20 protein-coding genes are annotated in these 18,734 nt (G+C 57.9%); 10 read left to right on the forward strand and 10 right to left on the reverse strand.

Annotated features, from left to right (window positions below):
* Window positions 1-41 precede the first annotated feature (41 nt).
* A complete protein-coding gene (locus WDB70_RS03960; RefSeq protein WP_406666839.1) occupies window positions 42-719 on the reverse strand; it encodes a response regulator in 678 nt (225 codons plus the stop codon).
* A 137-nt stretch (window positions 720-856) separates the two neighbouring features.
* On the opposite strand from WDB70_RS03960, the gene WDB70_RS03965 reads away from it, so the two are divergent.
* Window positions 857-1,558 carry an alpha/beta fold hydrolase gene (locus WDB70_RS03965; protein ID WP_406666841.1) on the forward strand — a complete coding sequence of 234 codons (702 nt, stop codon included), beginning with the start codon at window positions 857-859 and terminating at the stop codon, window positions 1,556-1,558.
* Here WDB70_RS03965 and WDB70_RS03970 read toward each other — a convergent pair.
* Window positions 1,494-2,720, reverse strand: a complete 1,227-nt coding sequence (locus WDB70_RS03970) for a cytochrome-c peroxidase (RefSeq protein ID WP_406666843.1) — start codon at window positions 2,718-2,720, stop codon at window positions 1,494-1,496. The two genes, WDB70_RS03965 and WDB70_RS03970, sit on opposite strands and share 65 nt — an antisense overlap.
* Window positions 2,721-2,802: 82 nt before the next feature.
* Here WDB70_RS03970 and acpA point away from each other — a divergent pair, with 82 nt between their 5' ends.
* Entirely contained in the window at window positions 2,803-4,344 is a 1,542-nt protein-coding gene (gene acpA, locus WDB70_RS03975) for an acid phosphatase (RefSeq protein ID WP_406666845.1), read from the forward strand.
* Window positions 4,345-4,379: 35 nt separating this feature from the next.
* On the opposite strand, the gene hisIE is transcribed toward acpA, so the two are convergent.
* Genes hisIE through hisG form a run of 8 tightly spaced genes read right to left on the reverse strand, consistent with a single transcriptional unit; the run spans window position 4,380 to window position 11,257 of the window.
* The gene (gene hisIE, locus WDB70_RS03980; RefSeq protein WP_406666847.1) at window positions 4,380-4,991 is read right to left on the reverse strand and encodes a bifunctional phosphoribosyl-AMP cyclohydrolase/phosphoribosyl-ATP diphosphatase HisIE; all 612 of its coding nucleotides are present in this window, start codon (window positions 4,989-4,991) and stop codon (window positions 4,380-4,382) included.
* The gene (gene hisF, locus WDB70_RS03985; protein WP_406666849.1) at window positions 4,982-5,755 is read right to left on the reverse strand and encodes an imidazole glycerol phosphate synthase subunit HisF; all 774 of its coding nucleotides are present in this window, start codon (window positions 5,753-5,755) and stop codon (window positions 4,982-4,984) included. Before hisF ends, hisIE begins: the two co-directional genes overlap by 10 nt.
* Window positions 5,737-6,471, reverse strand: coding sequence for a HisA/HisF-related TIM barrel protein (locus WDB70_RS03990; protein ID WP_406666851.1), 735 nt, complete (start codon window positions 6,469-6,471; stop codon window positions 5,737-5,739). The genes hisF and WDB70_RS03990 overlap by 19 nt, the downstream gene beginning before the upstream one ends.
* On the reverse strand, window positions 6,465-7,052 hold the full coding sequence (gene hisH, locus WDB70_RS03995) for an imidazole glycerol phosphate synthase subunit HisH (protein WP_406666853.1): 588 nt from the start codon (window positions 7,050-7,052) through the stop codon (window positions 6,465-6,467). Before hisH ends, WDB70_RS03990 begins: the two co-directional genes overlap by 7 nt.
* The gene (gene hisB / locus WDB70_RS04000; protein ID WP_406666855.1) at window positions 7,049-8,116 is read right to left on the reverse strand and encodes a bifunctional histidinol-phosphatase/imidazoleglycerol-phosphate dehydratase HisB; all 1,068 of its coding nucleotides are present in this window, start codon (window positions 8,114-8,116) and stop codon (window positions 7,049-7,051) included. Before hisB ends, hisH begins: the two co-directional genes overlap by 4 nt.
* Complete coding sequence (hisC, locus tag WDB70_RS04005; RefSeq protein ID WP_406666857.1) at window positions 8,109-9,098, reverse strand: histidinol-phosphate transaminase; 990 nt, start codon at window positions 9,096-9,098, stop codon at window positions 8,109-8,111. Before hisC ends, hisB begins: the two co-directional genes overlap by 8 nt.
* Window positions 9,098-10,354, reverse strand: coding sequence for a histidinol dehydrogenase (hisD, locus tag WDB70_RS04010; protein ID WP_406666859.1), 1,257 nt, complete (start codon window positions 10,352-10,354; stop codon window positions 9,098-9,100). The genes hisC and hisD overlap by 1 nt, the downstream gene beginning before the upstream one ends.
* Window positions 10,355-10,357: 3 nt before the next feature.
* The gene (gene hisG, locus WDB70_RS04015) at window positions 10,358-11,257 is read right to left on the reverse strand and encodes an ATP phosphoribosyltransferase (RefSeq protein ID WP_406666861.1); all 900 of its coding nucleotides are present in this window, start codon (window positions 11,255-11,257) and stop codon (window positions 10,358-10,360) included.
* Between the two features lie 289 nt (window positions 11,258-11,546).
* On the opposite strand from hisG, the gene WDB70_RS04020 reads away from it, so the two are divergent.
* The 8 genes from WDB70_RS04020 (at window position 11,547) to fadD (ending at window position 18,717) form a co-directional block, all read left to right on the forward strand.
* A complete protein-coding gene (locus WDB70_RS04020; protein WP_406666863.1) occupies window positions 11,547-11,831 on the forward strand; it encodes a hypothetical protein in 285 nt (94 codons plus the stop codon).
* Between the two features lie 51 nt (window positions 11,832-11,882).
* Window positions 11,883-13,775, forward strand: a complete 1,893-nt coding sequence (locus tag WDB70_RS04025; protein ID WP_406666865.1) for an ATP-dependent DNA helicase — start codon at window positions 11,883-11,885, stop codon at window positions 13,773-13,775.
* A gap of 26 nt (window positions 13,776-13,801) precedes the next feature.
* Window positions 13,802-14,473: a tRNA (adenosine(37)-N6)-threonylcarbamoyltransferase complex dimerization subunit type 1 TsaB gene (gene tsaB, locus WDB70_RS04030; RefSeq protein WP_406666867.1), complete on the forward strand. Its 672-nt coding sequence runs from the start codon at window positions 13,802-13,804 to the stop codon at window positions 14,471-14,473.
* 6 nt (window positions 14,474-14,479) lie between these two features.
* A complete protein-coding gene (locus tag WDB70_RS04035; protein ID WP_406666869.1) occupies window positions 14,480-14,746 on the forward strand; it encodes a hypothetical protein in 267 nt (88 codons plus the stop codon).
* Complete coding sequence (locus tag WDB70_RS04040; RefSeq protein ID WP_406666871.1) at window positions 14,743-15,348, forward strand: M50 family metallopeptidase; 606 nt, start codon at window positions 14,743-14,745, stop codon at window positions 15,346-15,348. The genes WDB70_RS04035 and WDB70_RS04040 overlap by 4 nt, the downstream gene beginning before the upstream one ends.
* The gene (locus WDB70_RS04045) at window positions 15,345-16,052 is read left to right on the forward strand and encodes a Slp family lipoprotein (RefSeq protein WP_406666873.1); all 708 of its coding nucleotides are present in this window, start codon (window positions 15,345-15,347) and stop codon (window positions 16,050-16,052) included. Before WDB70_RS04040 ends, WDB70_RS04045 begins: the two co-directional genes overlap by 4 nt.
* A gap of 8 nt (window positions 16,053-16,060) precedes the next feature.
* The gene (locus WDB70_RS04050; RefSeq protein WP_406666875.1) at window positions 16,061-16,882 is read left to right on the forward strand and encodes an alpha/beta fold hydrolase; all 822 of its coding nucleotides are present in this window, start codon (window positions 16,061-16,063) and stop codon (window positions 16,880-16,882) included.
* A gap of 155 nt (window positions 16,883-17,037) precedes the next feature.
* Window positions 17,038-18,717: a long-chain-fatty-acid--CoA ligase FadD gene (gene fadD / locus WDB70_RS04055; protein WP_406666877.1), complete on the forward strand. Its 1,680-nt coding sequence runs from the start codon at window positions 17,038-17,040 to the stop codon at window positions 18,715-18,717.
* Window positions 18,718-18,734 lie beyond the last annotated feature (17 nt).

An 18,734-nucleotide genomic window follows, 5' to 3' on the forward strand; every position in this document is an offset into this window, starting at 1 on the left:
GAGTGACAGCGGGCGGATCAATTGGTTTACCGGTCAGCTATTTACTGACAGGTTAACCGGAACATGTAGCCTTGACCACGAATGGTTTCAATGGGCGTCAGGCTGTTGTCCGGGTCCAGCTTCTTGCGCAGCCGGCCAATCAGCACTTCGACAACGTTGGAATCCCGCTCAATATGGTCATCATAGAGCTGTTCCACCAACCGCTGTTTGCTCACCACTTCCTGGTGATGGCGCATTAAAAACTCCAGCAATTTGTATTCGTAGGCGGTCAGTGTCAGTGGATCTTCTGCCCGAAAAGCCTGCTTCTTGGCCAGATCCAGCTTAAATGGCTGAGCTTCGATGGTCGGGCTGGCAAAGCCGGCAGCGCGGCGAGACAGTGCCTGCAAGCGGGCCACCAACTCTTCCATCTGAAAGGGTTTGACCAGGTAGTCATCGGCACCGGCGTCCAGGCCTTCGACTTTATCCTGCCAGTTGCCCCGGGCAGTAAGAATGATGATGGGAAAGGTCTTGCCTTCTTCACGGAAGGTTCGGATCAGGGAAATGCCATTCATGCCTGGCAAACCCAGGTCGACAATAGCCACATCCAGCTCGTACTCTTCAGCAAAAAAACGTGCTTCCTCGGCATTGGGGGCGGCGTGAACACCGAAACCCCGCTCTGACAGCTGCACTTTCAGGTGGTGACGCAACAGGTTGTCATCTTCAACGACCAGCACTTTCATCAGCATTCTCCCTTGTCTTTACAGCGCTGAGGTTAGGGGGCAGGCTGTATAGGCGCAATGGCAAAGCTGAACGGGTACAGGATTTGTTCAGCAAGTTGTTCAGTTTTTACAAGCGGCTGTTTGGCCGGAGAAACAACATGTCCCGAGTATATTTACACAGTTCCATGAGTGATAGCCGCCAGTGGGTGCCGCTTTCCCAGCAGTTTCCCGGCGAACTTCATGACCTTTACGGTTACGGCCAGGCACCGGCCGCACCGGCTGGTCCCTTTCGCTTGGCGACGGAAATGGCGAGAGTAACATTAACTAGTGAAATGACGCTTGTGGGACATTCTTATGGGGCAGCTAATGCCCTGCATCTGGCGGCCATGCAGCCGCAGCACATTCATGCTTTGTGCCTGTATGAACCGGTAGCGTTCTGGTTACTGCCTCAAAACAGCGCTGAGCGGCAGGCGGTGGTCGCATTGTCGGCCCGTATGGCCGGGTTGGATGCCGCGTCAGCGGCGCAGGCGTTTGTTGATTACTGGAGTGGCCCCGGTACCTACGCAGCGATGCCACCACGCCTGCAACAGCGTTTGGCGGCGCAAGCGCCGAAAGTGGTCAAAGACTTTGAGGCCTTGATTAACGAAAACACCGATCCAGCGATGATTTCAGCGCCGACGTTATTGATGGTGGGGCGTACTAGCCCTGCTGCCAGCCGTCAAGTGGCAGCGACGCTGGCACAGCGCCTGCGGCACGTGGAGGTGGTTGAGGTAGACGCTGGCCATATGGGGCCTATCAGCCACCCTGAACAGGTGATGCCGGTGATGGCGGATTTTTTGCGCCGTCATAGCCATCGCTGAGGGTGCCGAGAAAGGCTTCAATATCACGTACATCCTGCTCGCTAAAAGCCGGTTTCGCACCGGCCTGGGCACCAAAAGGTGGTGTCATCTCAATATTGGGCCAGTAAGCCTTGGGCAGGTCGTTGAATTTTTCTATCTGGCCGGCCCCATTGCGGGGGTACCAGCGGCCAGGGTTGCTATCGCGGCTGGCATAAAAGGCAATGGCATCGTGCAAGGAGGTGATCACGCCGTTATGGAAAAAGTGCTTTTTCAGCGCCACGTTACGCAAGCTGGGGGTACGAAAGCGGCCACAGTAGCGTTTTTTACTGGCCAGATCGTGGCGGTAGGGGCCGCATAAACCCATATCGAAAAAATGCGGATCGGCGTTGGCGGGTACCCGCGGGTTACGGGGCAGCCCCAAGGCGCTGTAGCCATAGTCAGTGAACAGCGGCGGTGCGCCGTTGGCGCTATAGCCGGAGAAATGGCAGCTGGCGCAATTACCCCGCTTGGGGTCATTGAAGGCCGCTAATCCCCGGGCTTCTGCCGGGCTGAGGGTGGCCTCACCCCGCAACACGGCGTCGTACTTGCTGGAATAAGGGTAAAAGCGCGGACTGTGTAAAAACGCCGCCAGGCTACTGGCCGCGGCGTCAACCGCGGCTTGGGGGCTGAGCAGGGCCTTGGCACCATACAGCGCTTTGACAGTCTGGCGATAGGAACGGGTTGCCAGTACCCGTAAAATGATTGCGGCGGTGCTGGCCATTTCATTGCTGGCAAACAAAGGCTGACGTACCTGATCGCGGGCCCGATCGGCCCGGCCATCCCAGTCCAGGCCACCGGTAGGGCCGTTGTCGATGCTGTCATTACCGTCATCTTCTGAGAAATGCTCGCTAAACTGTGGCACCGCCTGTAAGTAAGTCAGCCCCGGTACTGCCCGGTTGCCGCGCAGCTGCAACCGGTTACCGCCGGGCATCAGAGCTTGTGGTGAGGAGTAGGCGAGGGTGCGCTGGTGGCAGCTACTACAGGCAATACGGCCGGAACCGGAAAGGGCTTTTTCCGTAAAAAGCTGCTCACCGAGCTGGCGCATGGCATCGGCACGATGGTGTTGTGCCTGAATACGCTGCTCAAATGTGGTCGCTTGCAGTGGCAGCGCCAGTAACAGTGCCAATACCCACCCGAAATTCATCTGCTCTCCGTTATTGTAAGGGGCGACCCCGCCCGGCTTTTTCGGCACAATAGGACTTCACAAAACCAACAGGATACGCGCAATGAAACGCTTGAGTGTAGTGGCTATGGCCTGTGCGGCCTTGCTGGCCGGTTGTGGTGATAACAGCAGTAAGTCTGCCGCCGCCAGTGCTAAGGATCTGTCAAAAATCCAGAATGTGGTGGTTATTTACGGTGAAAACCGCAGCTTTGATAACCTCTATGGCCTGTTTCCCGGCGCTAATGGCATTGCTGACGCCCTGAAACAGGAAGACTACAAGCAGCTGGACCGTACAGGCAAACGGGCGCTGGCGTTTCTGCCGCCAGCCTGGGGTGGTTTGACTGGGCCGGGCGTTACACCGGTTATCACGGAAGAAGACACCGCCAAGCTGCCTAACATGCCGTTTCAGCTGAATGCGCCGGGTGGTTTCGATCTTGGTCTCAATGTGCGTACCCGTGATCTGGTACACCGCTTCTATCAGAATCAGATGCAGATTGATGACGGCCGCAACGACAAGTTTGCTGCCTATTCCGATGCCGGCGCCCTGGTAATGGGTTACTACGATGGCAAGTCATTGCCGTTGTGGCAGTTGGCCCGCCAATACACCCTGGCGGATAACTTTTTCATGGGAGGCTTTGGTGGCAGCTTCTTTAACCATATCCGCCTGATTTGTGCCTGTAGTCCTTACTACCCCAATGCGGATAAGAGCCCGGCCAAAGGCAAGATCTCCGTGGTTAATGCCGATGGCGTCAGCCTGACACTGGCGCCGAACAGCCCACAAAGTGCCATGCAGGGGCCGCCAAAGTTTGTTAATGACGGCACCCTGACACCGGACTTTTTTGCCGTCAACACCATGCAGCCGCCCTACCAGCCGAGTGGTGTGGCGCCGGCCCCGGGGGAAGATCCCCGTTTTGCCAACCCTAATGATCCACATACCTTACCGCCGCAGACGCAAGCGCACATCGGCGATATGCTTGATACGAAAAAAGTGAGCTGGGCCTGGTATGCTGGCGCCTGGGATAAAGCGGTAGCTGATCGCAGCAATGTCTATCACTACCCGGTACCCAACTTTCAGGCACACCATCAGCCCTTTAACTACTTCAAGGACATGGCTCCCGGCACCCCGGAGCGCCAGCAGCACCTGAAGGATGAAAAGGATTTTCTGGCCGCCATCAAAGCGGGTACCTTGCCTGCCGTCAGTTTTTACAAACCGCAGGGCAATTTTAACCAGCACTCTGGCTACGCCAGTGTCATGGCCGGTGACCAGCACATCGCCGATATCATTCATCAGTTGCAAAAAAGCCCGCAATGGCCACATATGCTGGTGGTGGTCACCTACGATGAAAACGGCGGTTACTGGGACCACGTCGCGCCACCCAAAGGTGATCGCTGGGGGCCAGGCAGCCGCATCCCGGCCATCATCATTTCGCCCTATGCCAAACGCGGATATGTAGACCACCAGTTCTACGACACCACCTCTATTCTGCGCTTTATCACCACGCGTTGGGATTTACCGGTATTACCTGGGCTTACCGAACGTGACGCGGCGCTCAAGCGTAACCATTCACCAGCCCTTGGCGATTTAACCGAAGCCCTTAAGCTGTAAATAAAAAGCCCCGCAACAGCGGGGCTTTTTATGACTCAATGGCGGCTTTTCAGTACGGCCACGGCATCGGCCAGAGACAGGCCCCGCAGGCGCAGCGTCAACAGCAGGTGATAAAGCAAATCGGCACTTTCGTTAAGGAGTGCCTCGTCACCTTCAGCGACGGCGGCCAGGGCCACTTCCACCCCTTCCTCACCGACTTTTTGTGCCACTTTGTTGATACCGCGAGCGGCCAGGCGGGCGGTGTAGGACTGCGCGTCACCACTTTGCAGGCGCTGGCCCTGAATGGCTTCCAGCTCGGCCAAAAACGCCAGCTGCGGCGCCGCGTCGGCAAAGCAACTGGCCGTGCCCAGGTGGCAGGTGGGGCCAACCGGCTGGGCGAGGATCAGCAGGCTGTCGTTGTCGCAATCACTGTGTACCGACACAACTTTCAGCACATTACCGGAGCTTTCCCCCTTTACCCACAGTCGCTCTTTGCTACGGCTATAAAAGGTAACCAGGCCACTGGTCAGGGTCTGGCTGAGGGCTTCAGCATTCATATAACCCTGCATGCGGATTTGGCCGCTGGCCACATCTTGCACCAGCGCTGGCAGCAGTCCGTCGCCTTTGGCAAAGTCGATGCGCTGGAGATTGTCGGTAGTCAGTTGCATGGGCGGATCTCCTTACCCTGGCTGATGAGCCAGGCCTTCAGTTCGGGGATGCTGATCAGATTTTTGTGAAACACCGAGGCGGCCAGGGCGCCATCGGCACCGGCGGTAAAGGCTTCTTTGAAGTGGGCCATGGTACCGGCGCCACCCGAGGCAATCAGCGGCAGCCGGGTAGCGGCGCGCACCGCCTGGAGCTGTGGCAAGTCATAGCCCTGGCGCATGCCGTCCTGATTCATCATGTTGAGAACAATCTCGCCGGCGCCGCGGGCCTCGACTTCCTGCACCCATTGCAAGGTGCTGCGCCCGGCGTGGCTGGCTTTATCTTCACGGCCGGTGTATTGCCATACCTGCAAGTCACCTTGCTCGGTCACGAATGAATCAATGCCAATAACCACACACTGACGGCCAAATTCGTCACTGAGCTGGTTGATGAAATCCGGGTTTTCCAGTGCCGGGCTGTTAACCGAAATTTTGTCGGCGCCATAGGCCAGCAAAGTGCGAGCATCATCAAGTGAGCGAATGCCACCAGCCACGCTAAAAGGGATGCTCAGTACATCGGCCACCGCCGCCACCCAGGATTTGTCCACCACACGGCTGTCGGAGCTGGCGGTAATGTCGTAAAACACCAGCTCGTCGGCGCCATTGTCACTGTAGCGCTGAGCCAGCTCGACGATGTCGCCGACCACTTCGTGATTTTTAAATTGCACCCCTTTGACGACCACACCATCGCGGACGTCCAGGCAGGGAATTATGCGTCTTGCCAGCATTGCTGGGCCTCCTTGAGGGTGAATTTGCCGTCTAGCAGGCTTTTGCCGAGAATCACGCCGCTGACCCCGGCGGCTTTGAGTGCCGGCAGTTCCGCCAGGCTGGCAACCCCCCCCGAGGCCTGTAGCGCCATGGCCGGATAGGCATCCGTGAGCTGTTGGTACAAGGCGCTGTTGGCGCCGCTGAGGGTACCGTCTTTGTCGATATCGGTAATGAGAAAATGCCGTGCCCCCTCGGCCAGATAAAAGGCCAGCAGGCTGTCGAGGTTTTGCTCGGACTTCTCCAGCCAGCCGTGACTGGCGGGGAACCAGTCATCGCCGTCAAAACGCACATCCAGCGCCAACACCAGCTGGTCGCTGCCCAATTCACGTAGCCACCGGGCGACGGTATCCGGTGCCTTGATGGCAAGGCTGCCGACGACTACCCGATCAGCGCCCAGCGCCAGTAACTGGCGAACATCGTCCAGGCTACGCACACCGCCGCCCACCTGTACCGGGCAGGGCGCCTGGGCGATAACCTCCTTGAGCTGCGGCCACTGCCGGGCACCGGCGTCACGGGCGCCGGATAAATCCACCAGATGCAGGTAACGGGCACCGGCGGCAGCATAAGCGGCAAAACGTTGTGCCGGGTCGTGGTCGTAACGGGTTACCTGCTGGTAGTCGCCTTTAAATAGGCGCACCACCTGGCCGTCCAGAATGTCCAGTGCCGGGATCAGCATGGGTCGTTCTCCAGAAAATTGTTGAGCAGCCGGGCACCGACCTTGCCGGAACGTTCCGGGTGAAATTGCGTGCCCAGCACATTATTGTGCTGGATCACCGCTGAGAACGGCTCGCCATGGTGGCTTTCGGCTAGGGTATACGCGCCCACCGGCACCATGAAACTGTGCACAAAGTAGAACCAGTCATCGTCTGTCAGACCGTTAAAGAGGGGAGAGCTGGCCTTGATAGCCAATTGGTTCCAGCCCATGTGTGGCAGCCTTGGTGCCTGCAGTTCCCGCACCGGCGCGTCGATCAGTTGCAAGCAATCGACGTTTGACTCGCTGCTCTGGCGAGCCAGCAGTTGCATGCCCAGGCAAATGCCCAGAACCGGTTGGGTCAATGCCCGCAGGGTGTCGGTCAACTCACGCTCGGCCATTTGCCGCATGGCGGCACCGGCACTGCCCACTCCTGGCAAGAAGACGCGCCGCGCGGCCTTGATGGTAGCCGGATCACTGCTGACCACGGGCGTGCTGCCCAGCCGCTGCACAGCGTTATACAACGAACGCAAATTAGCGCAGCCGGTATCGACAATCACGATCATAAGGCCCCCTTCGAGCTGGGCAGTTCATTACCGGCAGTTTTGGCGATGGCCTGGCGCAGTGCCCGGGCGAAAGCTTTGAACAGTCCTTCAACCTGGTGGTGGGCATTGCCTGGTGACACCGACAGCTGCAAGGTGATACCGGCCGCGTCGCTGAGGCTCCGGAAAAAGTGCGGCACCATCTGGGTTGCCATGGTGCCCACCCGCTCGCAACTGAAATCGGCCTCTACCTGGCAATAAGGGCGGCCAGACAGATCCAGTAAGGCCTCGGCGCGGCACTCGTCCATGGGCAGCACAAAGCCATAACGGCCAATGCCTTTCTTATTGCCCAGTGCCTGCTTGAGTGCATCGCCGAGGGCCAGGGCGCAATCTTCCACGCTGTGGTGGTCGTCCACGTCCAGATCGCCGTCACACTGCAGTGTCAGGCCAAAGCCACCATGGATGGCAATCTGTTCCAGCATGTGATCAAAAAAGCCAATGCCGGTGTCAATGTGCGCAGCGGGCGCTGCGTCCAGGTCGATGCTGACGCGAATGGCTGTTTCACGGGTTTGCCGGTGTACCTCGGCGGTACGCGGCGAGGTGGTGAGCAAGCGGGCGATGGCTGGCCAGCTGAGTTCGCTGGGGTGATAACGGAAACCGCGTACCCCCATGGCCTCGGCCAGTTGCAGATCGCTCTGGCGGTCACCGATCACCGCCGAGCGGGTAAAGTCGATACGGCCGCCGGTCAGGTAATCCCGCACCAGCCCCAGTTTCGGTTTGCGGCAGCTGCAGTTGTCTTCCTCAAAGTGCGGGCAGATCAGCTGTTCGGCAAAACCAATGCCCTGGCTTGCAAAGATCTGCATCAGCAGCAGATGCGGGCCATCAAAGGTCTCCTGCGGGTAGCTGTCGGTGCCCAGGCCATCCTGATTGGACACTAGCACCAGCGTATATCCGGCCCCTTGCAGTGCCAGCAAAGCGGGGATCACGCCCGGTTCCAGCTGGAGTTTGTCAAAACGGTCAATTTGCAAGTCGTCCGGTTCGGTGATCAGGGTTCCGTCGCGGTCAATGAATAAAATGGGCTTAGCCACCGAGCACCTCCGATACTTTGGTCATTTCCTCGGCACTGCCGATCGACAGCCGGGTTTGATTTTTAAGACGGCGCGCCAGCACGCCACCGGCCAGCAAGCGCTCAAATAGCGCGGCATCGTCCACCAACACAAAATTGGCGCCGGACGGTAGCACCCGATAGCCCAGAGCGGATAGCTGTGCAATTAAACGGCTGCGTAGCGCCTGCACTTGCTCAACCCGCTGGCGCAAGGTGGTCAGCCCCTGTGCGCTCAGTGCCTGACGGGCAATATCAGCCACCGGTGTGGCAATGGGGTAGGGTGCCAGTACTTTGGCCATCAGGGCGATCACCGCTTCATTGGCCATGACCATGCCCAGGCGCAATCCGGCCATGCCAAAGGCCTTGGAAAAAGTGCGCAGCACCACCAGTTGCGGGTAGTCATCTAGCCAGCCGGCCACCGACTCGGTGGCACTGAATTCGATATAGGCCTCGTCTACCACCACCAGCGCCTGGTTACCGGCCCGCGCCAGTAGTGCTTTGAGAGCGGCGGCGGGCATCAGCTCACCGGTGGGGTTGTTGGGGCGGCAGACAAAAATCAGTTTGACGCCACTGAGATCCGCATCGGCCAGTGACACTGTGGTGTTGACCTGCACGCCGCAGGTTTCGGCACTGATGGCGTACATGCCGTAGGTTGGTGGCTGGATCAGAATGGCATCCAGCCCCGGCTCACAAAAGGTCCGGATCAGCACTTCAATGCCTTCGTCAGCGCCGCGGGTGGCCAGCAGTCGGCTGGCGGCAACACCGGCATAACGGGCGTAGTCAGCCAACAGGGCTGTGGGTTGAGCACCGGGATAGCGGTTAATGGCACCGTCAAAGCTGGCCACGACCGTACCACCAGCCTCATTGGCGTTGATAAATACCGCTGCCTCACCACCGATGCGCCTGGCTGATTGATAGGGCACCAAGGCTTTAACCGCCGGGCGTGCCAGTTCTTCTATGGCCATCAGTTGTTCTCCAGGCGGATGGTCACCGCCAGTTTGTGGGCATCCAGACCTTCGGCGTCGGCCAGCGTGCAGAGTGTTGGTGCCAGGGTGTTAAGGCCGTCACGGCTGAGGGTCTGCACCGTATAGCGGCGCATAAAATCCAATAGCCCAAGGCTGGAATAACTCTTTGCCAGCCCGTAAGTGGGCAGTACATGGTTGGTGCCGGACGCATAGTCGCCAGCGGATTCGGGGCTAAAGGCACCGACAAAAATGGAGCCGGCGTTACGCAACTGCCCCAGCAAGGTGGCGGCGTCGTCGGTTTGCACTATCAGGTGCTCCGGACCATAGGCATTGGCGATGCTGACCATCTGTGCCGGTGAGTCCGCCAGTACAATACGGCTACCTGCCAGTGCCTGACGCGCCGTTTGCTGGCGGCTTAACTGCGGTACCAGCTCGGCCAGCGCCGTGTTCACCGCTGTTGCCAGGTCGTTGCTGGTGGTCACCAATAGGGCCTGTGAATCGCTGCCGTGTTCTGCCTGACTGAGCAGATCGGCAGCCACAAAACGGGGGTTGGCATTACCGTCAGCCAGCACCATCACTTCCGAAGGGCCGGCCGGCATGTCAATGGCCACGCCATCCAGGGCAACCTGGCGTTTGGCTTCGGTCACGTATGCGTTACCGGGGCCAAAGATTTTCACTACCGGCTTGTCGCCGTAGGCCATGTAGCCAATGGCCTGAGCGCCACCCAGGGCCAGCACTTGAGAAATACCAGCCAGCGCTGCGGCCGCGAGAATAACGTCAGGCACCGGCCCCGGGGTGGCCAGAATAATGTCGTCAACACCGGCTAATCGGGCCGGGATAGCCTGCATCAACACCGACGAGGGCAGCGGCGCCGAGCCGCCGGGCACATAAATACCGATGCGCTCCAGCGGTTGCCAGCGTTGCTCGCACAGGACGCCCGGCTGGGTTGCTACTGATACCGCCTGCGGCCGTTGCGCTTGGTGGAAGCAGCTGATGTTCTCGGCGGCTTGGGCCAGTGCGGCTTGTAACTCTGGCGCTAGTTGCGCCATGGCGTCTTTGGTGGCAACCCAGCGCGGGCCGGTGTAACCGTCCAGCTGTTCGGCATAGCGGGCTGCGTCCTCGCTGTCGGCCCGGATGGCGGCCAGCATGCTACTTACCGTATCGCGCACCTGCTGGTTATTGGCTTGTGCCGGGCGAGCCAGTAACAAGCGGCGTTGGTCGCTACGGGTACCAGCCCAATCAATGATGCTCAGCATGATTTACTCCAGCATTTTCTCGATGGGTAGCACCAAAATACTGGAGGCGCCCAGGGCTTTGAGGGCTTCCATGGTTTCCCAGAACAGGGTTTCTGAGGCCACGGCGTGTAACGCCACTTTGCCTTCCTGGCCTGCCAGCGGCAGTAGTGTCGGGTTCTCGGCCCCCGGCAACAGGGCGACGATGTCATCCAGTTTGTCTTTGGGGGCGTGCAACATGATGTATTTGCTGTCGCGGGCGCTCAGTACCCCTTGCAAGCGGGTGAGCAGGGTATCAACCAGGCTTTGTTTGGTATCAGTGAACGGCGCTTCGCGGGCGATCAGTGTTGCCTGTGAGCGGTAAATAACCTCCACTTCCTTGAGGCCATTGGCTTCCAAAGTGGCGCCTGTTGATACCAAGTCACAAATGGCATCGGCCAGGCCGGCGCGGGGGGCGACTTCTACCGAGCCATTGAGCTGACAGTTGGTAAAGTTGGCTCCTTGCTCGCTAAGGTAGCGGCTGAGTAAGCGCGGGTAGGAGGTGGCGATGATCTTGCCGTCAAGCTGGCGAGCGCCGCTAAAGGGTTCATCAACGGCGACGGCCAGTGATAGCCGACACTTGCCAAACCCCAGTGGTTGCAGTTCACGATAACCCGCCGGCAGGGTATCGCTGCGCCGCTCCAGTTCGCATTCTTCCAGCACATTCTGGCCGACGATACCCAAGTCGACGATACCGTCCATGACCAGAGCCGGAATGTCATCGTCCCGTACCCGTAGAATATCTACCGGCAGGTTTTCAGCGTGGGCGATCAGGCGGTTGTCACGCATCACAAAGCGGATACCAAGCTGGCTAAGCAGTTTTTCACTGTCGCGGCTGAGCCGGCCGGACTTTTGTATTGCGACGCGTAAACGGTTGGTGTCGGTCATTATCTTGCTTCCTGTTAACGAAAAACCCCGGCAGGTTCTGCCGGGGTTTTTCGTTAACAGGGCGACCCTGTGACATCCGCCGGAAGAACCATAGCCTTCCAGACGAATATCCTCCTGAAGGCTACTCGGTGGTGTGATGATGATGGTGCAGATTGTTCAGGAGGTTGATGTTCATTTGCGTAAATATGCATTCGTATTGACTGAGCATTCAAGTTACCGTAACCAACAGCGATTGACAACCCCTCAAGCTCATGAAATGTTGGTCGATAAGTGAGCAGAGGTGATGTGAATGGTCAATCTTGACGCTTTTATCCCTTTTCTGCCTAAACCGAACCCGGAGCCCACCAAGCCGGAGCGTAAGGTGCAGGAAGTGCAGAAAACGCCAGCGCTGGACAAAATTCAGGCCCATCCTGATGCTGTGGCAGATACGGATGATCGCCGTCAGCAGCGTCGTGAGCGTCGCGATCGTCGTAATAAGCGTCGTCGTGGTGAAAAGTTGCGTTATTACGATCGCAGCGGCCACGATATCGAAGCCGGTGACAATGGTGACGGCGATCTGGATATTTTTGCCTGACCCCTGGCCGTGCTAAGGTTGCCGCCTCTGTGACCGCTTGCCTGCCCCACTATGACACTTGATGATGCCTTTGCCAGTGACGGCCCGCTGGCCCGTTCCCTGACCGGTTTTGCGCCTCGGGCGCCGCAGTTGGCCATGGCCAGACTGGTGGCAGATGCCATTGATGAGAAAGCCTGCACCATCGTTGAGGCCGGCACCGGCACCGGTAAAACCTTCGCCTATCTGGTGCCGGCGCTGTTGTCAGGCAAAAAAGTGGTAATTTCTACCGGTACCAAGGCCCTGCAAGAGCAACTGTTTGTAAAGGATCTGCCCAAAGTGCGTGACGCCCTGAGCCAGGCGCCACAGCTGGCACTGCTAAAAGGGCGAAGTAATTACTTGTGCCTGGCGCGGCTGAAGTCCCGGGAAGCGGACACTAATCTACTGGACCCGTCACTCTTGGCTGCGATGCAGCAGGTCAGTCGATGGGCGCCGCGCACGGACAGTGGTGATATTGCCGAGCTGCCCCTGCCTGAAGACAGTGCCATTTTCCCGCATGTGACCTCTACGGCCGATAACTGCCTGGGGCGGGACTGCCCGCACTATGACGACTGCTTTTTGGTCAAGGCCCGCAAAAAGGCCATGAATGCCGATGTGGTGGTGATCAACCACCACCTGTTTTTTGCCGACATGGCCATTCGCGATACCGGCTTTGGGGAGTTGATCCCCAAAGCGGACGCAGTGATTTTTGACGAAGCCCATCAGTTGCCGGATATCGCGTGCCAGTATTTTGGTGAGTCGGTCTCAACGCGTCAGATCCAGGATCTGTGTAAGGACGTGGAAGTCACAGTACGAACAGAGCTCAAAGATCAACGCCAGTTGGCATTGGCTGCCGAGCGGCTGGCCCGCACCAGTGCAGACATGCGCCTGGGTGTGGGGGGAGAGCCGCAAAAAGGCAACTTACGGCAAATCAAGCATGCCTTGCAGCCGGTGCTGGCTAAAGTCAATGCGGATCTGGATTTTGTGGTGGAGGTATTAAAGCAAAACCTGGGGCGCAGTGAAGTGGCTGACAATCTTTACGAGCGGCTGGCCACCTTGAAAGGGCGCCTGGCCCGGGTGCTGGACACCGATGTGCTGGGTTACAGCTACTGGTTTGAAACGACCCGCCGGCACTTGTCACTGAACCTGACGCCGCTGAGTGTAGCCGACAAGTTTGCCGCCCTGGTTGCCGAGCAGCCGGCAGCCTGGATATTTACCTCGGCGACCCTGGCCGTAGCCAGCGGCTTTGACCACTTTGCCAATCTGCTGGGCCTGAAGCCGGCTAAAACGCTGGTGCTGGACAGCCCTTTTGATTACCCCCAGCAGGGCTTGTGGGTCGTGCCCAGGCACTTACCGGAGGCCAACCACCAGCGCCGCGCCGAAGATTTGCTGCAACCTTTTTTGCCGTTGATCAACAAGGTCGGCGGCCGTACTTTCATTCTCTTTACCTCACATCGCATGCTCAGCCAGGCTGCCAGTTGGCTGGAAGATAAAGTGGATTTTCCTGTCTTTGTGCAGGGCAGTGCTCCCAAGCGGGCATTACTGGAGCAGTTTGTGGCCGCGGGCAACGGCATTTTGCTTGGCACCAGTAGCTTCTGGGAGGGGGTGGATGTCAGAGGTGAGGCGCTGTCCTGTGTTATTATCGACAAGCTGCCGTTTGGACACCCGGATGACCCGTTATTACAAGCCCGCAGCGAAGACTGCCGGTTGCGAGGAGAAGATCCGTTCAGCACCTTGCAGTTGCCCCAGGCTGTTATTGCCCTGAAGCAGGGAGCCGGGCGGCTTATTCGTGACGGCAGTGACCGGGGGGTGTTGGTGATTTGCGATAACCGCCTGGTTAACCGCCCTTACGGGCAAACCTTTGTTGCCAGCCTGCCGCCTTTTACGCGAACCCGCGATCTGGCTCAGGCCCTGGCCTTTTTTGATTGAAGCCGAAAACGCCTTAAGAGGTACCCATGACCGTATTGCTGGCCCTGGATACGGCCACCGAAGCCTGTAGTGCAGCCCTTGCCGTTGGTGAGCATGTCACCAGTTGCTATGAAGTTTGCCCACAGCAACATACCCAGAAAATTCTGCCTATGGTCGATAGCCTGCTCACCGAGGCGGCGCTGACCCTGGCGGATGTTGATGCCATTGTTTATGGCCGCGGCCCAGGCAGCTTTACCGGTGTACGCATCGGTATTGGTATGGCCCAGGGGCTCGCGTTTGCTGCAGGCAAGCCGCTGCTGGGAGTCTCGACGCTGGCAGCACTGGCCCAGCAAGCCTACGAAGAAGAAGGTGAGCAGCAGGTATTGGCGATGATCGATGCCCGAATGGGGGAGCTGTACTGCGGCGCCTACCAATTACAAGATGGCCTGATGACGTTGGTTGGCGAGGAACAGGTGCTGGCACCGCCGCAGTTGACCAGCCCCTGGCCAGCCTTGGCCGTGGGCACCGGTGTTGACGCCTACCCTGACTGTCTTGCGGGCGCTGCCCTTCATGCCGGTAGAACTCGCTTGCCGCAGGCTCGCTACATGCTGGCGAAAGCCCGGCAACTGTTAGCGCAAGGCCACTGCCAGGATGCATTATCGGCAGAGCCGGTGTATCTTCGTGATAAGGTCACTTGGAAAAAACTGCCGGGTCGCTAATTCAGCATGCGCATTCAGTCGACGCCTTATCAACCCAGTCATCAGCCAGCGGCATCCGTGCCGGTGGCGCCTGCGGCTGCGGAAAAGGCGACGCCGACCACGGCGCTGGTGCGTTACAGCGCCAAAGGCGTGGCTGCTGCTGAGCAATACCAGGTGCAGTACGACGCGCCGTCCAGCCGCAACCGCCGGGCCATTGAACAGTACCAGTCTCTGGACAAAGCCAGTCAGCGTGAACAGGCCAGCAGCCTGCTGGGTGTGGATCTCTACGTTTGATACGCGTCATATTGGTACTGCTGTTGGCCGTTGTGGTCAGCTCTGTACCCTATCTCAATATTCCCTTTCTCTGGTTCACGACGCTGTTTCATGAGTCTGGCCATGCATTGACTACAGTACTCAGTGGTGGTCAGGTGCATAAGCTGGTGCTGCGTATGAATGGCAGTGGCTATTGCCTAAGCCAGGGGGGTGTGGCCTGGCTTATTGCTTTGGCTGGTTACCCGGCGGCCAGTCTCTGCGGGGCAGTGCTGTTACGGGCCAGTAGTCGGCGTCAACGCCGGCCATTACCCTGGTTGCTGTTGATGGCTTGGACCTTGCTGGCAATGCTGCTGTGGGCCCGCGACCCGCTGACTATCTTGCTGATGCTGTTGTGCCTGCCATTATTGTGGCTGGGGGGGCGTCAGCCGCCGCTGGGCTTGCTACTGGCGGCACTATTGATTGTGAACGCCTTGTTGTCACCTTTTAATCTATTGTTCAGGGAACCTGGTGACAGTCTGATACTCTCAACTATGACTGGACTGCCCGCATGGCTGTATGTGCTGTTATGGCTGCTTGTTGGCCTGTTGTCACTACAGTGGGCGTTGAAAGGAGTAAAGCGATGAAGTGGCATTACCTTTCGTTTCTGGGCCTGCTGATGCTGGCCGGCTGTGCAACCATGCCTCAGGAGCTGTCTGTTGCTCAAGGCACACCTCTGGCCGCTTATAGCCTGGCCAGGCAAGGTCAGGAAGTGGGCAAGACTGCGCGCTGGGGTGGCGTGGTAGCCAAGGTCACCAACCTGAAAACCCGCACGCAGGTTGAGATTGTCTATGCGCCGCTAGACAGTAATGGCAAGCCTTCTCTTAATGATCCCAGCCCGGGCCGTTTCTACGCCTACATTCCCGGTTTTGTTGATCCGATGTCGATGCCTACGGGCTATTACATTACGGTCATCGGCACGGTACAGCCGGCAGAACTCGGTAAAGTTGGGGATTTCACTTACCATTATCCGGTGGTCAGTGTCAGTAACTTCAAACTGTGGGCGCCGCGCCAGCAAACTGACGTTTATATTTCCCATCCGTACTGGCCTTACTGGGGTTATCCCTATGGTTACTGGGGTGACCCGTTCTTCTACAGTCCCATTTATTACCCGTCTTACCGGGTAAAAGTGAAGACGCATGTGGTTCCCAAGCCGGTTAATCCACCCCGCCAGGAACCTCCCCGTAAGGAGCAGCCGAAAACCCGGCCTACGCCGGTAAAGCCGGTACCTAAACCCTTACCGCCGCGTCGTCAGGACGAACCGCAAAACCGGCGCCATCAGTTGCGTTAATGGAGGCGATGGACTTTGTGCTGCCAGACATACGCCTGGCAGCACTGACGGTTGGCCAGGGAACGCCGGTGTTGGCACTGCACGGCTGGATGGACAATGCCGCCAGCTTCGCACCATTAGCCCCTTATTGGCAGCATGGCCGGCTTATTGCGCTGGATTTACCCGGCCATGGCCATAGCGGCCACCGCAGTGGCGGCTATTTCTTTGTCGATTACCTTTATGAGATTTGGCAGGTAACGGAGCAATTGGCCGAACCGGTACATTTGCTGGGGCATTCGATGGGGGCAATGCTGGCCAGTTGTTTTGCCGGTCTTTATCCCGAACGGGTACGCAGTTTGCAGTTGCTCGATGGTTTGCTCCCTATCACCGAACGGCAAAGCCAGGCAGCAACTACTCTGCGGCAGGCTATTGCCAGCCGGCACCAGCAAGCATTACGGCCTGCACGTATTTACCCGGATCGTCAGACCATGGCCAAAGCCCGAGCGGCAGGCTCTGATCTGCCGTTGGCGCAGGCGGCCTTGCTGGTTGAGCGAGCCAGTGAAGCCTGCCCCGGAGGCTACCGCTGGCGAGCCGACCCGAAGTTGAAAACCACATCTATGGTTCGACTCAGTCCCGGCCAGCGTGAAAGCCTGCTGGCCGGGTTGTCTTGCCCGGTTTATGCCTACTTGGGCCGGCGCGGTTTCTATGCCAACGATGAGCCGGAACGGGCACGGCAGCTGAGCGCCCTGAAGGTGCGTCAGCACCACTGGTTGGATGGGGGCCACCACCTGCATATGGAGCAGCCGGAAGCACTGGTCAGACTGGTTGGTGAAGTGTTAACGTTGACGTGAACTGCCCGTCTTGCCACTGCCCCTTGAGCAGCAGTGGTCACTGTGGGATGATGCGGCGGTTTTTCGAGTAATTACTCAAATTTATCAGTGTCAGGACGCAGACCTGAATAACAACAAAAGAAAAGACCGGGATGGCAACCGGGAGGAGATTTTTCGTGGACAAAGTTTGGCTCAATAGCTATCCGGAAGACGTACCCGCCACTATCAACCCAGATCATTACGCCTCCCTGATCGATATCATGGAGGAAGCCTGCGGCAACTTCGGTGACCACCCGGCTTTTGTCAATATGGGCAAAGAGCTGAGCTATGCCGAACTGGATGAGAAAAGCCGCCAGTTTGCTGCCTATTTGCAACAAGAGCTGAAGTTACCCAGGGGAGCGCGGGTGGCACTGATGATGCCTAACCTGCTGCAGTACCCGGTAGCTTTGTTTGGTGTTTTGCGGGCCGGCATGATTGTGGTGAATGTGAATCCGCTTTACACCCCCCGTGAATTACAGCACCAGTTACAGGACGCGGGTTGTGAAGCCATTGTTATTGTTGCCAATTTTGCCAGCACTCTGGAAAAAGTGGTCGCGCAGACACCGGTTAAGCATGTGATCCTCACCAAGCTCGGTGACATGCTGGGGCAACCCAAGCGAACCCTGGTGAATATGGTCGTCAAGTACATCAAGAAGATGGTGCCTAAATACGAACTGCCTCATGCCACCAGTTTTCGCAAAGTGTTGCGCCGCGGTCGTGAATTGTCTTATCAGCGGCCGGATATCAGCGGCAGTGATCTGGCCTTTTTGCAGTACACCGGCGGTACCACTGGGGTATCTAAAGGTGCCATGCTGACGCACCGTAATATGGTGGCAAATCTGGAGCAGGTCACGGCCATTGTTGGGCCCTTGCTGGAGCCGGGCAAAGAACTGATTGTCACCGCCTTGCCGCTCTATCATATCTTCGCCCTGACGGCGAACTGTCTGACCTTCATGAAATACGGCGGCAAAAACCTGCTGATCACCAACCCCCGTGATATTCCGGGGTTTGTCAAAGAACTGAGTAAGTACCCGTTCACGGCGATCACGGCAGTCAATACACTGTTTAATGCGCTGCTCAATCACGAAGACTTTGCCAAGCTGGACTTCAGCCCATTAAAACTGGCGCTAGGAGGCGGCATGGCGGTACAACGGCCGGTCGCGGAACGCTGGCAGAAAGTTACCGGCCACCCGCTACTGGAAGGCTATGGTCTGACAGAGTGTGCGCCGCTGGTCAGTGTGAACCCCTATAACACCCAAGGCTACACCGGGAATATTGGCTTGCCGGCACCGAGCACCGATATCCGCCTGGTTGATACCGAAAGTGGTCAAGATGTCACCCATACGGGGGAACCGGGTGAAATGTGGGTGAAAGGCCCGCAAGTCATGGACGGTTACTGGAACCGCCCGGAAGCGACGGCCAAGAGCCTGCAAGATGGCTGGTTTGCCACCGGTGATATTGCGGTTATGGATGATAAGGGCTATTTCCGTATTGTTGACCGTAAAAAAGACATGATCCTGGTGTCCGGCTTCAACGTCTTCCCCAACGAGATCGAGGAAGTGGTGGCCATGCACCCGAAAGTGGTGGAAGTGGCTGCAGTGGGCCTAGCAGATGAGCATTCTGGTGAAGTGGTGAAAATTTTTGTGGTTCGCAAAGATAACAGCGTCACCGAAGGCGACCTTATCAAGCATTGCCGTAAGCACCTGACTGGCTACAAGGTACCAAAAGCAGTGGAGTTTCGTGACGAGCTGCCGAAAACCAACGTCGGGAAAATTTTGCGCCGTGCCTTGCGCGATGAGCAAAGCCAGGCACAATAAGCGGATACTGATGAAAA

This window comes from Gallaecimonas aegicerasi (assembly GCF_045291545.1).
Lineage (GTDB): Bacteria > Pseudomonadota > Gammaproteobacteria > Enterobacterales > Gallaecimonadaceae > Gallaecimonas.

Excerpts from the sequence above, each read along its gene's own strand:
- WDB70_RS03960 (WP_406666839.1), bottom strand. The coding sequence starts at position 719 with ATGAAAGTGCTGGTCGTTGAAGATGACAACCTGTTGCGTCACCACCTG.
- WDB70_RS03965 (WP_406666841.1), top strand. The coding sequence starts at position 857 with ATGTCCCGAGTATATTTACACAGTTCCATGAGTGATAGCCGCCAGTGG.
- WDB70_RS03970 (WP_406666843.1), bottom strand. The coding sequence starts at position 2,720 with ATGAATTTCGGGTGGGTATTGGCACTGTTACTGGCGCTGCCACTGCAA.
- acpA (WP_406666845.1), top strand. The coding sequence starts at position 2,803 with ATGAAACGCTTGAGTGTAGTGGCTATGGCCTGTGCGGCCTTGCTGGCC.
- hisIE (WP_406666847.1), bottom strand. The coding sequence starts at position 4,991 with ATGCAACTGACTACCGACAATCTCCAGCGCATCGACTTTGCCAAAGGC.
- hisF (WP_406666849.1), bottom strand. The coding sequence starts at position 5,755 with ATGCTGGCAAGACGCATAATTCCCTGCCTGGACGTCCGCGATGGTGTG.
- WDB70_RS03990 (WP_406666851.1), bottom strand. The coding sequence starts at position 6,471 with ATGCTGATCCCGGCACTGGACATTCTGGACGGCCAGGTGGTGCGCCTA.
- hisH (WP_406666853.1), bottom strand. The coding sequence starts at position 7,052 with ATGATCGTGATTGTCGATACCGGCTGCGCTAATTTGCGTTCGTTGTAT.
- hisC (WP_406666857.1), bottom strand. The coding sequence starts at position 9,098 with ATGGCCATAGAAGAACTGGCACGCCCGGCGGTTAAAGCCTTGGTGCCC.
- hisD (WP_406666859.1), bottom strand. The coding sequence starts at position 10,354 with ATGCTGAGCATCATTGATTGGGCTGGTACCCGTAGCGACCAACGCCGC.
- hisG (WP_406666861.1), bottom strand. The coding sequence starts at position 11,257 with ATGACCGACACCAACCGTTTACGCGTCGCAATACAAAAGTCCGGCCGG.
- WDB70_RS04020 (WP_406666863.1), top strand. The coding sequence starts at position 11,547 with ATGGTCAATCTTGACGCTTTTATCCCTTTTCTGCCTAAACCGAACCCG.
- WDB70_RS04025 (WP_406666865.1), top strand. The coding sequence starts at position 11,883 with ATGACACTTGATGATGCCTTTGCCAGTGACGGCCCGCTGGCCCGTTCC.
- tsaB (WP_406666867.1), top strand. The coding sequence starts at position 13,802 with ATGACCGTATTGCTGGCCCTGGATACGGCCACCGAAGCCTGTAGTGCA.
- WDB70_RS04035 (WP_406666869.1), top strand. The coding sequence starts at position 14,480 with ATGCGCATTCAGTCGACGCCTTATCAACCCAGTCATCAGCCAGCGGCA.
- WDB70_RS04045 (WP_406666873.1), top strand. The coding sequence starts at position 15,345 with ATGAAGTGGCATTACCTTTCGTTTCTGGGCCTGCTGATGCTGGCCGGC.
- WDB70_RS04050 (WP_406666875.1), top strand. The coding sequence starts at position 16,061 with ATGGACTTTGTGCTGCCAGACATACGCCTGGCAGCACTGACGGTTGGC.